This window comes from Moritella sp. 28, assembly GCF_018219435.1.
Classification (GTDB): domain Bacteria; phylum Pseudomonadota; class Gammaproteobacteria; order Enterobacterales; family Moritellaceae; genus Moritella.
On record NZ_CP056121.1, the window covers coordinates 22,626 to 37,746 of the forward strand.

Consider the following 15,121-nt stretch of genomic DNA (forward strand, 5'->3'; position numbering starts at 1 on the left):
TTATATCCGTGATGATGGTTTATGCGGGAGTCGTAAGATCACTTTTAATCCTGAATTTTCTCGATTGTGTAAGGTGAGTGTACCGCCATGGGCACTCGCTATACTGCGAGCAATACTTAAACCTAACCCTGAGCCATCGCTATCTTGAGCTATACGTGTATAAGGTGTAAAAATATCTTCTAACATATCTTCAGGAATACCTGGGCCTGAATCAATCAGACAAATGACGATGTGCTCTTGCTGTTGTTCGACGATAAGGTGTAAGAACGCGCCATATTTTATTCCATTTTCAACCAGGTTAGTTAAGCAGCGTTTTATAGCAAGGGGTTTTCCATAATAGCGAGCGCTCACCTTTGGAAATGCGAAAGTAACTTTTTCTGTGCTGCTATTATGATGTTCCGTGATCTCATACAGTAATTCTTGGATATCAATGGGTGCACTGTTTTCGTGAATATCGGTATCTTTCACACATTGTAGTGCGCCTTTAACCATCATTTCTAATTGGTCCAGATCATTATTGAATTTCGCTGTTTTTGCATCGTCATTGAGTAACTCTGCCCGTAAGCGCAATCGCGTGATAGGGGTTTTTAAATCGTGAGAGATAGAACGAAATAAACGTTCTCGATCGTCAATATAGCGCTTTATTCGCAAGTGCATACGGTTAAATGCTTTAGTGGCAATCACTAATTCCGATGCGCCTTTTTCTTCAAGCAGAGGTTGGTCTAAATCTTGGCTTAATGTCGCTGCTGCGGCCGCCAGTTTTTTAAGTGGTTTGGTTTGCCAGCGCACTAATATGTAGATCATCCACATTAAATTAGCGGTAATAAGAAAGATGAAAAACAATTGATCATTACTTACTAATTTATCATTTAGGGATACATAAGGTGCTGGTAGCAATGCGGCGATATATAGCCACTCATCAGGTGCAAACATCATTTGTATCACTAACACGGGGGGGTTTAACGGCTCTAGCGTGAGTGAGTAGTGTGCCCAAGATCGGGGCAATTCGGATAACAGAGTATTGTTGTTTAATACGTGTAAATTTTTGGGGTGAGAAAACTCTGTTTTAATGACGATATTATTACCTAGTTTATCTCCTAGCACACGCTGAAATTCATCGAGTACCACACGTTTCATTTCACTGTCGGCTACGGGGTCGATATTAATTTCGACTTCATTTAATGATACAAAATAGCGGCTGCCACCAAAATCGCGTAACTGTTCTAATACGATATGACGATATTGTAAGGGTAAGGAATTGAAGAAGGTCGCGGTTGAGGCTATATTTTGAGCCATGCTTTCCGCGGTATTTTTTAATCCTTCGAGTTCTTTATCTTTACTAAAATTATACCAAATACTGGTTGAAATTAACTGCGCGGTGGCGATTGATAACAGTGTCAGTAATAACATTCTAGAGACTAAAGAGCTGGGTAGCTGGCGGTAAATATACTCTTTAATCGTCATAAGAGACTTCGGTGATCAATACATAACCACGTCCACGGATGGTTTTAATTAAGGTTGGACTTTTACTATTATCCCCTAGTTTTTGACGTAATCGACTCAGTTGTATATCGATGCCTCGCTCAAGGGGCAGTGCTTCTCGACCACGAGTCGCATCCGAAAGGGCATCACGACTTAGTACTTGATTTGGGTTCGTCACAAACAGTTTTAGCATATTGAATTCACTGCCAGACAGTTCTGTTGTACTGCTATTACGTTGATTAATTAATTGGCGTGTTAATGTATCAAGCTTCCAATGAGCAAACATAAAATAGCGGCCTTGGGTTGGCTTGGTGTAACTTGAACGGCGCAATAAGGCTTTGATTCTCGCTAGTAATTCTCGAGGACTAAAAGGTTTCGCCATGTAATCATCTGCGCCAATTTCTAAGCCGACAATGCGATCAGCTTCATCTGAATTAGCCGTTAACATGATGATCGGTACTTGTGATGTTCGGCGGATTTTTTGGCACAAGGTAAAACCATCATCACCTGGCATCATTACATCTAAGACAATCAGATCGGGCGTATTGGTGGCTAAGACGCGTTGCATTTCTTTGCCTTCACCGGCTGTCAGCACTGAAAATCCAGCTTGATCGAGGTATTCACTGAGTAACTCTTTGATCTCAACGTCATCGTCAACTACTAATATTTGCTTTTTGGTGCTCATGCCCAGTCCATTATTTACATTGCGAATGTGTATTGAACCGCTTGGAGGGGGAAATTTCAAGAAGAACATTTTAAGAAGAACATAAAAAAGCCAACTATCGTCATAGTTGGCTTGATATAGATTAACTAACCGTATTATTTATACTGTTGTTATTAGTCTTCGATACGCTCAAAGATAGTCGCGATACCTTGACCAAGACCGATGCACATAGTCGCGAGACCATATCTACCGCCTTGAACTTCAAGTTCGTTAACAAGCGTAGTCGAGATACGTGAACCAGAGCAACCTAGAGGGTGACCTAATGAGATTGCGCCACCGTTAAGGTTAATCTTTGTTTCAACAACATCTTCTAAGCCAAGATCTTTAACACAAGGTAAAGATTGCGCTGCGAATGCTTCGTTTAATTCGAATACATCGATATCGTCAATAGTTAAACCAGCACGCTTAAGTGCTTTCTTCGTTGCTGGTACTGGACCGTAACCCATTATTGATGGATCACAACCTGCAACAGCCATAGATACAACGCGAGCACGAGGCTTAAGACCTAGTTCTTTGGCTTTGTCCGCAGACATAAGTAACATTGCAGAAGCACCATCTGATAATGCAGATGACGTACCCGCTGTTACTGTACCGTTTACAGGATCAAATACAGGACGTAAATTACCTAGGCTTTCCATTGATGTTTCTGGACGAATCACTTCATCAAAATCATACAACTTTAAAATGCCATCAGCATCGTGACCTTCAATTGGTAGAATCTCACGTTTGAAACGACCTGAAACAGTTGCTGCTTGTGCTAATTTGTGTGAGCGTACTGCGAATGCATCTTGTTGCTCACGTGTAATGCCGTGTAATTTACCTAGCATTTCAGCTGTTAGCCCCATCATACCCGCTGCTTTCGCAGTAGATTTAGCAAGACCAACATGGAAATCAACACCGTGGTTCATTGGTACATGACCCATATGCTCAACACCACCAATGATCATCACGTCGCCGTCGCCCATTGCGATAGCACGTGTAGCATCATGGATAGCTTGCATCGATGAGCCACATAGACGGTTAACGGTTGTTGCGCCTGCTGTGATAGGGATACCAGCAAGTAATGAAGCATTACGGGCAATATTGAAACCTTGCTCTAGCGTTTGCTGAACACAACCCCAATAAACATCTTCGATGTCATTTGGATCAACTTCAGGGTTACGGTCAAGCAAGCCTTTCATTAATTTTGCAGATAGATCTTCAGCACGAACGTGACGGAATGCACCGGCTTTAGAACGACCCATAGGTGTACGTAGACAATCGACTACAACTACATCTCTCATTTTATTATCCTCGTTCGTGTCTTAGTAAAAAGTTTTGCCGTCAGCTGCGCGTTGACGCAAGCCATCAGTTACTTGGTAAAGTGGTCCTAAATCAGCAAATGAATCTGCTAATTCGATGTATTTATCTAGACCCATAGTATCTAAGTAACGGAATACACCACCACGGAATGGAGGGAAGCCAATACCATAGATAAGTGCCATATCAGCATCACCTGGAGTAGCAACAATACCTTCTTCAAGACAACGAACAACTTCGTTAATCATTGGGATCATACAGCGAGCGATAATGTCATCTTTCGAGAAATCAGCTTTTTCGCTTGCAACTTCAGCAAGCAGCTCATAGCTTTTTGCATCCGGTGTTTTTTGTATGCGACCACGACGGTCTTTAGCGTAAGAGTAGAAACCAACACCATTTTTCTGACCATAACGCGTTGCTTCAAACATAACATCGATAGAATCTTTGCCTGTTTTAGCCATACGTTCAGGAAAACCGTCAGCCATCACAGCTGCTGCATGGTGGCCTGTATCAATACCAACAACGTCTAGCAAGTATGCTGGACCCATTGGCCAACCGAATTCTTTTTCCATAACTTTATCTACTGCTACAAAATCTGCGCCATCAGCGATTAGTTTTGAGAAGCCAAAGAAGTATGGGAATAATACGCGGTTAACGAAGAAACCAGGGCAGTCATTTACAACGATAGGCGTTTTGCCCATTTTCGCGGCGTATGCAACTGTTGTCGCAATTGTTTCATCAGATGATTTATCACCACGGATGATTTCGACTAATGGCATTTTATGCACAGGGTTGAAGAAGTGCATACCACAGAATTGTTCTGGGCGTTTTAAGCTCTTCGCTAGTACATTAATTGGAATCGTAGACGTATTTGAAGTGATGACTGTGTCTGCACTTACGTTGTCTTCTAATTCAGCCAGTACAGCAGCTTTAATTTTCGGGTTCTCAACAACAGCTTCAACGATAATGTCAGCTTCATCAACTGAGTTATAGCTTAGCGTTGGTGTGATTGAAGAAATAACTTTAGCCAGTTTAGTACCGTCAATACGGCCACGCTTAAGTTGCGTTGTTAATAGACCTGATGCCGTAGACATACCAAGATCAAGTGCAGCATCATTGATGTCTTTCATGATAACTGGCGTACCTTTTACTGCTGATTGGTAAGCGATACCGCCACCCATAATACCAGCGCCAAGTACTGCGGCTTTATTTGTTGCTTTGCCTGCTTTTGCTGCTTTCTTCGCGCCAGTTTTTAATGCTTGGTCACTTAAGAATAAGCCAACTAATGCTTGTGCTGCATCTGTTTTAGCAAGTTTAATGAATGTTGCAGCTTCAACACCAAGTGCACCAGTACGGTCCATTCTTGCTGCTGCTTCAACTGTTTTAACTGCAGCTGTCGGAGCTGGATAATGTTTACCCGCTTTCGCGTACACCATACCAAGTGCAGTAGAGAAGCTCATTGTTGCTTCAATTTTATTTAAACCTAATGGTGCTTGTTTTTGCGCTCGACGTGATTGCCAGTCAAGTTTTCCTGCAATCGCATCTTTAATCATAGAGAGTGCAGCATCACGTAATTTTTCTGGTGCTACAACCGCATCTACAGTGCCAAATTTAAGGGCTGCAGGTGCTTTATAATCTTTACCTGTTGTGATCCATTCAACGGCATTATCAGCACCGATCAGACGTGGTAAACGTACTGTACCACCGAAACCAGGCATGATACCTAATTTAGTTTCAGGTAAACCGATACGTGCTGTTGTGTCTGCTACACGGAAGTCTGTTGCAAGAATTGCTTCACAACCACCACCAAGTGCATGCCCATTTACTGCAGAGATTGTTGGATATGGCAGGTCTTCAATTGCATTGAATACTGCATTTGCTTGTTCCAACCAACCTAATAATTCAGCGTCAGGTAGTTTAAAGAGTTCAAGGAATTCAGTGATATCGGCGCCAACGATGAATGCACCTTTACCTGATGTTTGAATTAGTCCTTTAATGTCTGAATTAGTCTGTAATACTTTTACAGCTTCAGTTAATGCTTGTAATGTTGCTTGATCAAATTTATTAACAGGGCCTTTCGCGTCATATTTTAATTCTGCGATGCCATCTTCTAATAGAGTGACCGAGAGTTGTTCGGCTTGGTAAATCATTACGTTTCTCCTTGCTAAAGCGATGGTGATCATCTGCTCCGTTTGCTATTTACCAGCTATGTAGGGCACTGGTTGATCTCATTCTGTCGATAATCTAACAATATTTCAACACTTATTTTAAACGACTGTTTAAATTTTTGTCGAGGTGGTTACGCTAATATATTCAATAAGTAGTATAGTTGCTGGTAAGGATTGATGGGGGGCAATACTAGTAAAATAAGTTATTTGTCTTTCAAGTTAGCGCTAGGTACTTAGTTTAAGTTTGTATTTAGTTGTTAACTCTGTTTGTGGCTTGTTTTGTGGCTTGATCTGCTTTAAACGGTTCGGCTTACAACTGTTTTTAATTGTTAGATGTTTGTTGATGAATGTTTAATAAAAAAAAATCATCAACACTTAACTTTTAAAGTTTGTGATCCTGAACCTGCTATTATCAACAGACATATAACAGTAGAATAGCGATGAATATCTCACCCGCACCAAATACACAGGATTTAAATGATAGCGAATAGCCCTTATTTTGTTTTAGAACAGGCTTATGAATATACTGAAGAAATAAAAAAAAGCCGTTTTATTACTTATCTAGCACCAACTAAAGGACGCCAAATAGCCGAGCAATTTGTTCGGACAATTAAAGCGCAACACCCTGATGCGCGTCATCATTGTTGGGCATTTGTTGCTGGACGTCCCAGTGACGGGCAACAATATGGTTTTAGTGATGACGGTGAACCTTCAGGTACCGCTGGTAAGCCTATTCTTCATTGCTTAATGGGCAGTGACGTAGGGGAGATGACCGCAGTTGTTGTACGTTATTATGGTGGAATTAAATTAGGTACAGGGGGGTTAGCGCGTGCATATGCAGGCGGTGTACAAGAAGTATTAAAATTGATTGATCCTATTGAATGTTTTATATATACAGAACTTAATTTAACTTGTGATTATGCTCAAATAGCCGCAATAGAGCGCTTATTTTCAGTATATAATGGTAAATTAAAACATGCCGAATATGGTGAACAAGTAATGATGCAGCTTGATGTTGATGCAAGGCATGCGCAAGCGTTTATTATTGCGGTTAAAAACAAAACGAATGGCCAAGTTAATGTCAAAGTGGTCGATTAATATTTAGGGATAAAAATAACAATGCAATTCAGGGCAATTTTAAGAATTGTTGGGATATTAGTTACCATCTTTAGTGTGACCATGATATTCCCTGCACTGATCGCCGCAATATATAAGGATGGTGGTGGTCTCGTCTTCATTAATTCGTTTGCTTTTTGTGTCACGTTAGGCAGTATCGTATGGTACCAAAACCGCAATTATAAAAAAGAATTAAAAGCCAAAGATGGTTTCCTGATTGTAGTTTTGTTTTGGACGGTTCTGGGGAGTGTTGGTGCGTTACCCTTTATTCTTTCTGAGCAACCAGATCTCAGTGTCGCTGGTGCATTCTTTGAATCTTTCTCTGGTTTAACGACAACAGGTGCAACCGTTATTGTTGGACTTGATGAATTACCTAAAGCATTGCTGTTTTATCGCCAGTTTTTACAATGGCTAGGTGGTATGGGGATTATTGTACTTGCTGTTGCCGTATTACCTGTTTTAGGTATCGGTGGTATGCAGCTTTATCGTGCAGAAACTCCCGGCCCAGTCAAAGACTCTAAGATGACCCCCCGTATTGCTGAAACTGCAAAAGCACTTTGGTATATTTATTTATGCCTTACAGTTATTTGCGCAATGGCGTTTTGGCTGGCTGGAATGACTATTTTCGATGCTATTGCGCATAGCTTTTCGACTATTGCAATCGGTGGATTCTCTACACATGATAGTAGTATGGGTCATTTTGATAGTTCGGTTATCAATATGATCACTGTGGTGTTCTTAATTATTGCGGGGATGAATTTTTCACTGCATTTTGCCGCATTCTCAATTAAAGGTTTTAAACCTGGCGCTTACTTACATGATCCGGAATTACGTACATTCTTATTTGTACAACTTACACTTGTGGCTATTTGCTTTTTTATTCTCTTGTCTAAAGGTGTTTATGAGTCCCCTGAAATGGCGTTAGACAAAGCGGTTTTTCAGGCCGTTTCAATTTCAACAACTGCTGGGTTTACGACGACCAGTTTCCAAAACTGGCCATTGTTCTTACCTGTGCTGCTTGTGTTTTCGAGTTTTATTGGTGGTTGTGCCGGCTCTACTGGTGGTGGTATGAAGGTGGTGCGTATCCTATTACTTTATTTACAAGGTATGCGTGAAATGAAACGTTTAGTGCATCCTCGTGCCGTATATAAGATTAAATTAGGAAAAAAAGTATTACCCGATCGTGTTATCGATGCGGTTTGGGGTTTTTTCTCTGCTTATGCCTTGGTATTTATTATTTGTATGCTGGCATTGATCACGACGGGTATGGATGAGATATCGGCCTTTTCAGCTGTGGTTGCAACATTAAATAACTTAGGGCCGGGACTTGGACAAGTCGCGGTACATTTTGGTGACGTTAATGACAGTGCTAAATGGATATTAGTTGTCGCTATGTTGTTTGGTCGTTTAGAAGTCTTTACCTTATTAATTTTATTTACCCCAGCTTTCTGGCGTAGTTAAGTGGAATCATATAAATGAAAAAAATGTTAGTACTGTATTCTACCGTTGATGGTCAAACCTTAAAGATAATTAAAGCTATCGAGGAGTCTATTACCGATAAGTATCATTGTGAAGTTATGAGCCTTGAAGAATGCCAGCATCTTGATATGGCTATTTTTGATAAAGTCGTTATCGGTGCCTCTGTGCGTTATGGTCATTTGAATAAAAAACTCTATCAATTTGTTGCTGCACATAAAGCAGAACTTGAAGCAAAAGAGAATAGTTTTTTCTGTGTAAACTTAACCGCAAGAAAAGCTGAGAAGAATACTCCTGAAACGAATGCATATATGCAGGCATTTTTAGAAAAGTCGAATTGGGTACCCAAGCAGCAAGCTGTATTCGCAGGCGCATTGTTATATTCAAAATATAATTGGTGGCAAACACTTATTATCCAGTTGATTATGAAAATAACCGGTGGTAGTACTGATAAGACGAAAGATATTGAGTTTACTGATTGGGCTAAAGTGAAATTGTTTGCGAAAACCTTGTAGACTAGTTTGCTTACTATAGCGGTACATTAACGTTTAGCGTTAAATTTAATCAGTGGTCGTTGGTTAATTGCTCATGTTATAGTATTTGTAATTCCTGACGCTGAAATGCTTGCCTATCAAATCGTTTTATCTATAATGGCGCCCACTGACACGGAAACGTCCTCAGTAAGGTGTTTAAAAAACGACTTTGGTTACTTTTTAAGCGTCCTGAACAAAGCATGAATATATGCTTGACTTCAAATTCGGTTTGCGTAGAATACGCAGCCTGACTACGACGAAAGACGTCAAGGTCAATGCTCTTTAACAATTTATTCAAGCAATCTGTGTGAGCACTTGCAGAGATATAATGACCAAAAATTATATCAATGTAATTGTGAACATTAAATTAAATCGAAAGATTTGGTTTTATAAACAACAAACCTCGGTTTGTTGTTGAAGTACAGAATTCATTGAGCCGACTTAATCAACATCGTTGATTAGTCAAAAACTTTTAATTGAAGAGTTTGATCATGGCTCAGATTGAACGCTGGCGGTAGGCTTAACACATGCAAGTCGAGCGGAAACGAAGAATAGCTTGCTATTCTGGCGTCGAGCGGCGGACGGGTGAGTAATGCTTGGGAATCTGCCTAGTCGAGGGGGACAACAGTTGGAAACGACTGCTAATACCGCATACGACCTACGGGTGAAAGGGGGCCTCTTCTTGAAAGCTCTCGCGACTAGATGAGCCCAAGTGGGATTAGCTTGTTGGTGAGGTAAGAGCTCACCAAGGCGACGATCCCTAGCTGGTCTGAGAGGATGATCAGCCACACTGGAACTGAGACACGGTCCAGACTCCTACGGGAGGCAGCAGTGGGGAATATTGCACAATGGGGGAAACCCTGATGCAGCCATACCGCGTGTATGAAGAAGGCCTTAGGGTTGTAAAGTACTTTCAGCGAGGAGGAAAGGCAGTAGATTAATACTCTACTGCTGTGACGTTACTCGCAGAAGAAGCACCGGCTAACTCCGTGCCAGCAGCCGCGGTAATACGGAGGGTGCAAGCGTTAATCGGAATTACTGGGCGTAAAGCGCATGCAGGCGGTTTGTTAAGCGAGATGTGAAAGCCCCGGGCTCAACCTGGGAACTGCATTTCGAACTGGCAAACTAGAGTTCTTGAGAGGGTGGTAGAATTTCAGGTGTAGCGGTGAAATGCGTAGAGATCTGAAGGAATACCAGTGGCGAAGGCGGCCACCTGGCAAGTAACTGACGCTCAGATGCGAAAGCGTGGGTAGCAAACGGGATTAGATACCCCGGTAGTCCACGCCGTAAACGATGTCTACTCGGAGTTTGGTTCCTTGAGAACTGGGCTCTTAAGCTAACGCATTAAGTAGACCGCCTGGGGAGTACGGCCGCAAGGTTAAAACTCAAATGAATTGACGGGGGCCCGCACAAGCGGTGGAGCATGTGGTTTAATTCGATGCAACGCGAAGAACCTTACCTACTCTTGACATCCATAGAACTTTTCAGAGATGAATTGGTGCCTTCGGGAACTATGAGACAGGTGCTGCATGGCTGTCGTCAGCTCGTGTTGTGAAATGTTGGGTTAAGTCCCGCAACGAGCGCAACCCTTATCCTTATTTGCCAGCACGTAATGGTGGGAACTCTAAGGAGACTGCCGGTGATAAACCGGAGGAAGGTGGGGACGACGTCAAGTCATCATGGCCCTTACGAGTAGGGCTACACACGTGCTACAATGGCGCATACAAAGGGCTGCAAACCAGCAATGGTAAGCGAATCCCATAAAGTGCGTCGTAGTCCGGATTGGGGTCTGCAACTCGACCCCATGAAGTCGGAATCGCTAGTAATCGTGAATCAGAATGTCACGGTGAATACGTTCCCGGGCCTTGTACACACCGCCCGTCACACCATGGGAGTGGGCTGCACCAGAAGTCATTAGCTTAACCTTCGGGAGGGCGATGACCACGGTGTGGTTCATGACTGGGGTGAAGTCGTAACAAGGTAGCCCTAGGGGAACCTGGGGCTGGATCACCTCCTTACGTAAAGTTGTTAGTTTTTGTAAGTGCCCACACAAATTGCTTGAATAGAAAGTTGAAAAGCATGTAAGAAATGCGATAGGACTGTAGCTCAGTTGGTTAGAGCGCGCCCCTGATAAGGGTGAGGTCGGTAGTTCAAATCTACTCAGTCCTACCAATCTTCTTACGAACTCTATGATGTGGGGCTATAGCTCAGCTGGGAGAGCGCCTGCCTTGCACGCAGGAGGTCTGCGGTTCGATCCCGCATAGCTCCACCACATCATAGTTGTTAAAATACAAAGCTAAGCAAGCTTAATGCTTATCTTTGCTTTTTAGCAAATTGCTCTTTAAAAATTTGGAAAGCTGAATAAATAAAGAAGTTCTTAAAACACGTTATTGCTTCGGCAATAACAATATAGTGTTCTTGAGTATTCTTGAGGCGAAAAAAACTAGATAATACCTAGTTATTTCAATTGTACGGTCGACTTTAGATTGTATGGTTAAGTGACTAAGCGTATACGGTGGATGCCTAGGCAGTCAGAGGCGATGAAGGACGTGTTAATCTGCGTTAAGCTGTGGGGAGTTGATAAAAAGCGTTAATCCACAGATTTCCGAATGGGGGAACCCACTCTACTTTGTAGAGTATCGTAACGTGAATACATAGCGTTACGAAGCGAACCGGGAGAACTGAAACATCTAAGTACCCCGAGGAAAAGAAATCAATAGAGATACCCTTAGTAGCGGCGAGCGAACGGGGTCTAGCCCTTAAGCAGTTTGGAAGTTAGTGGAAGATTCTGGAAAGTTTCACGATACAGGGTGATAGTCCCGTACATGAAAACGACCTTACTGTGAAATCGAGTAGGACGGCACACGTGATATGCTGTTTGAATATGGGAGGACCATCTTCCAAGGCTAAATACTACTGACTGACCGATAGTGAACCAGTACCGTGAGGGAAAGGCGAAAAGAACCCCTGTGAGGGGAGTGAAATAGAACCTGAAACCGTATACGTACAAGCAGTGGGAGCAGACTTGTTCTGTGACTGCGTACCTTTTGTATAATGGGTCAACGACTTAATTTCAGTAGCAAGGTTAAGCGAATAGCGGAGCCGTAGGGAAACCGAGTGTTAACTGCGCGAATAGTTGCTGGGATTAGACCCGAAACCCGGTGATCTAGCCATGGGCAGGTTGAAGGTTGAGTAACATCAACTGGAGGACCGAACCGACTAATGTTGAAAAATTAGCGGATGACTTGTGGCTGGGGGTGAAAGGCCAATCAAACCGGGAGATAGCTGGTTCTCCTCGAAAGCTATTTAGGTAGCGCCTCGCGTCTAACTATTGGGGGTAGAGCACTGTTAAGGCTAGGGGGTCATCCCGACTTACCAACCCTTTGCAAACTCCGAATACCAATAAGTTCAATCGCGGGAGACACACGGCGGGTGCTAACGTCCGTCGTGGAAAGGGAAACAACCCAGACCGTCAGCTAAGGTCCCAAAGTGTATGTTAAGTGGGAAACGATGTGGAAAGGCTCAGACAGCCAGGAAGTTGGCTTAGAAGCAGCCATCTTTTAAAGAAAGCGTAATAGCTCACTGGTCGAGTCGGTCTGCGCGGAAGATTTAACGGGGCTAAACATACCACCGAAGCTACGGATGCAAGACTTGTTCTTGCATGGTAGAGGAGCGTTCTGTAAGCCGTCGAAGGTGAGTTGAGAAGCTTGCTGGAGGTATCAGAAGTGCGAATGTTGACATGAGTAACGATAATGGGGGTGAAAAACCTCCACGCCGAAAGACCAAGGGTTCCTGTCCAACGTTAATCGGGGCAGGGTGAGTCGACCCCTAAGGCGAGGCCGAAAGGCGTAGTCGATGGGAAACAGGTTAATATTCCTGTACTCACTTATATTGCGATGGGGTGACGGAGAAGGTTAGGCTAGCATGGCGATGGTTGTCCATGTTTAAGGTTGTAGGCTGTGTGCTTAGGTAAATCCGGGCGCACATTAGGCTGAGAGCTGATGACGAGTCTCTACGGAGATGAAGTAGTTGATACCCGGCTTCCAGGAAAAACCTCTAAGCTTCAGATATAAGAGAATCGTACCCCAAACCGACACAGGTGGTTAGGTAGAGAATACTAAGGCGCTTGAGAGAACTCGGGTGAAGGAACTAGGCAAAATGGTACCGTAACTTCGGGAGAAGGTACGCCGATGATGGTGAAGGACTTGCTCCGTAAGCTATTGTCGGTCGCAGAGAAATGGTGGCTGCAACTGTTTATTAAAAACACAGCACTGTGCAAAATCGAAAGATGACGTATACGGTGTGACGCCTGCCCGGTGCCGGAAGGTTAATTGATTGGGTTAGACTTAGGTCGAAGCTCATGATCGAAGCCCCGGTAAACGGCGGCCGTAACTATAACGGTCCTAAGGTAGCGAAATTCCTTGTCGGGTAAGTTCCGACCTGCACGAATGGCGTAATGATGGCCACGCTGTCTCCACCCGAGACTCAGTGAAATTGAAATCGCTGTTAAGATGCAGTGTACCCGCGGCTAGACGGAAAGACCCCGTGAACCTTTACTATAGCTTGGCACTGAACATTGAACCTACATGTGTAGGATAGGTGGGAGACGTTGAAGCATTGTCGCTAGATGATGTGGAGTCAACCTTGAAATACCACCCTTGTACGTTTGATGTTCTAACGTAGGCCCCTTATCGGGGTTGCGGACAGTGTCTGGTGGGTAGTTTGACTGGGGCGGTCTCCTCCCAAAGAGTAACGGAGGAGCACGAAGGTTGGCTAAACATGGTTGGACATCATGTGGTTAGTGCAAAGGCATAAGCCAGCTTAACTGCGAGACAGACACGTCGAGCAGGTACGAAAGTAGGTCTTAGTGATCCGGTGGTTCTGAATGGAAGGGCCATCGCTCAACGGATAAAAGGTACTCCGGGGATAACAGGCTGATACCGCCCAAGAGTTCATATCGACGGCGGTGTTTGGCACCTCGATGTCGGCTCATCACATCCTGGGGCTGAAGTTGGTCCCAAGGGTATGGCTGTTCGCCATTTAAAGTGGTACGCGAGCTGGGTTTAGAACGTCGTGAGACAGTTCGGTCCCTATCTGCCGTGGGCGTTTGAGAATTGAGAGGAGCTGCTCCTAGTACGAGAGGACCGGAGTGGACGAACCACTGGTGTTCGGGTTGTTATGCCAATAGCATTGCCCGGTAGCTAAGTTCGGAACTGATAACCGCTGAAAGCATCTAAGCGGGAAGCAGGCCTCGAGATGAGTTCTCACTGGGACTTTAAGTCCCCTGAAGGGCCGTTGGAGACTACAACGTTGATAGGCAAGGTGTGTAAGTGCTGTGAGGCATTGAGCTAACTTGTACTAATTACCCGTGAGGCTTAACCATACAAATTAAAGTATGATTAATTGAAATACGACTTAAGAATTGATTGAACACTACTATTTATCGAAAGATAGGTTTTAAAGACTTCTTTATTTATAGCTTTTCAGATTTTAAAGATACAACTTGAAAGCAAACCAAATTTGCTTGGTGACCATAGTGTTGCGGTACCACCTGATCCCATTCCGAACTCAGTAGTGAAACGTAATAACGCCGATGGTAGTGTGGGGCTTCCCCATGTGAGAGTAGGGCATCGCCAAGCGCCAAATTAAGACTGATGGAAACATTAGCACAGATTGTGCGGAGTGGTAGTTCAGTTGGTTAGAATACCGGCCTGTCACGCCGGGGGTCGCGGGTTCGAGTCCCGTCCACTCCGCCAACAACAACGAAAGCCTGAATCGAAAGATTCAGGCTTTTTTTGTGCCTGAAATTCAGGATACAAAAATTCAGATTGTTCGGAGTGGTCGTTCAGTTGGTTAGACTGTTTACCTAAAAAAGGCGGCCTGTCACGCTGCCGAAAGCTTCGCGGGTTCGAGTCCCGGCACTCCGCCAACAACAACGAAAGCCTGAATCGAAAACTTTTTTGTTAGAAATAGAGGCTTTTTTTGTGCCTGAAATTCAGGATACAAAAAATACAGATTGTTCGGAGTGGTAGTTTAGTTGGTTAGACTCTTTATAAAACCATAAGCGGCCTGTCACGCCGGGGCTCGCGGGTTGTGTTTGTAGAAAGCCGTCCACTTTTTCTTTGCCAACAACAACGAAAGCCTGAATCGAAAACTTTTTGTTAGAAATAGAGGCTTTTTTTGTGCCTGAAATTCAGTGATAAGTATCGAGTAAATTGCGCGGAGCGCTTGTTCGTATGAGTTGCATTCAGTTGGTGAGACTCTTTATAAAAACATAAGCGGTATATCACGCCGGGGGCGCGGGTTGTGGTTTATAGAAAGCC

At 43.6% G+C, this 15,121-nt stretch carries 7 protein-coding genes, 3 tRNA genes and 3 rRNA genes; 9 read left to right on the forward strand and 4 right to left on the reverse strand.

All coding sequences use genetic code 11. The features are described 5' to 3' along the window. The 4 genes from HWV02_RS00095 to fadB all read right to left on the reverse strand — a co-directional run bounded on the left by HWV02_RS00095 (nt 1) and on the right by fadB (nt 5,655). Entirely contained in the window at nt 1-1,464 is a 1,464-nt protein-coding gene (locus HWV02_RS00095; protein WP_211689385.1) for an ATP-binding protein, read from the reverse strand. Continuing rightward, on the reverse strand, nt 1,454-2,167 hold the full coding sequence (locus HWV02_RS00100; RefSeq protein ID WP_211677991.1) for a response regulator: 714 nt from the start codon (nt 2,165-2,167) through the stop codon (nt 1,454-1,456). The genes HWV02_RS00095 and HWV02_RS00100 overlap by 11 nt, the downstream gene beginning before the upstream one ends. A gap of 152 nt (nt 2,168-2,319) precedes the next feature. Further along, on the reverse strand, nt 2,320-3,489 hold the full coding sequence (gene fadA / locus HWV02_RS00105) for an acetyl-CoA C-acyltransferase FadA (protein ID WP_211677992.1): 1,170 nt from the start codon (nt 3,487-3,489) through the stop codon (nt 2,320-2,322). Nucleotides 3,490-3,510: 21 nt separating this feature from the next. Further along, the gene (gene fadB, locus HWV02_RS00110; RefSeq protein ID WP_211689387.1) at nt 3,511-5,655 is read right to left on the reverse strand and encodes a fatty acid oxidation complex subunit alpha FadB; all 2,145 of its coding nucleotides are present in this window, start codon (nt 5,653-5,655) and stop codon (nt 3,511-3,513) included. A gap of 495 nt (nt 5,656-6,150) precedes the next feature. Here fadB and HWV02_RS00115 point away from each other — a divergent pair, with 495 nt between their 5' ends. The 9 genes from HWV02_RS00115 (at nt 6,151) to HWV02_RS00155 (ending at nt 14,554) form a co-directional block, all read left to right on the forward strand. Then, nucleotides 6,151-6,771, forward strand: a complete 621-nt coding sequence (locus HWV02_RS00115; protein WP_211689388.1) for a YigZ family protein — start codon at nt 6,151-6,153, stop codon at nt 6,769-6,771. A gap of 21 nt (nt 6,772-6,792) precedes the next feature. After that, complete coding sequence (locus HWV02_RS00120) at nt 6,793-8,250, forward strand: TrkH family potassium uptake protein (RefSeq protein ID WP_211677994.1); 1,458 nt, start codon at nt 6,793-6,795, stop codon at nt 8,248-8,250. A gap of 14 nt (nt 8,251-8,264) precedes the next feature. Next, nucleotides 8,265-8,780: a menaquinone-dependent protoporphyrinogen IX dehydrogenase gene (gene hemG, locus HWV02_RS00125; RefSeq protein ID WP_211677995.1), complete on the forward strand. Its 516-nt coding sequence runs from the start codon at nt 8,265-8,267 to the stop codon at nt 8,778-8,780. 491 nt (nt 8,781-9,271) lie between these two features. Then, a 16S ribosomal RNA gene (locus tag HWV02_RS00130) occupies nt 9,272-10,816 on the forward strand. Between the two features lie 77 nt (nt 10,817-10,893). Further along, nucleotides 10,894-10,970 (forward strand) — tRNA-Ile (locus tag HWV02_RS00135). Between the two features lie 24 nt (nt 10,971-10,994). Continuing rightward, nucleotides 10,995-11,070, forward strand: a tRNA-Ala gene (locus HWV02_RS00140). A 220-nt stretch (nt 11,071-11,290) separates the two neighbouring features. After that, nucleotides 11,291-14,181, forward strand: a 23S ribosomal RNA gene (locus tag HWV02_RS00145). 140 nt (nt 14,182-14,321) lie between these two features. Continuing rightward, a 5S ribosomal RNA gene (gene rrf, locus HWV02_RS00150) occupies nt 14,322-14,437 on the forward strand. The 16S, 23S and 5S rRNA genes sit together here with 3 tRNA genes alongside, the layout of an rRNA operon. Before the next feature lie 40 nt (nt 14,438-14,477). Then, a tRNA-Asp gene (locus HWV02_RS00155) sits at nt 14,478-14,554 on the forward strand. Nucleotides 14,555-15,121 lie beyond the last annotated feature (567 nt).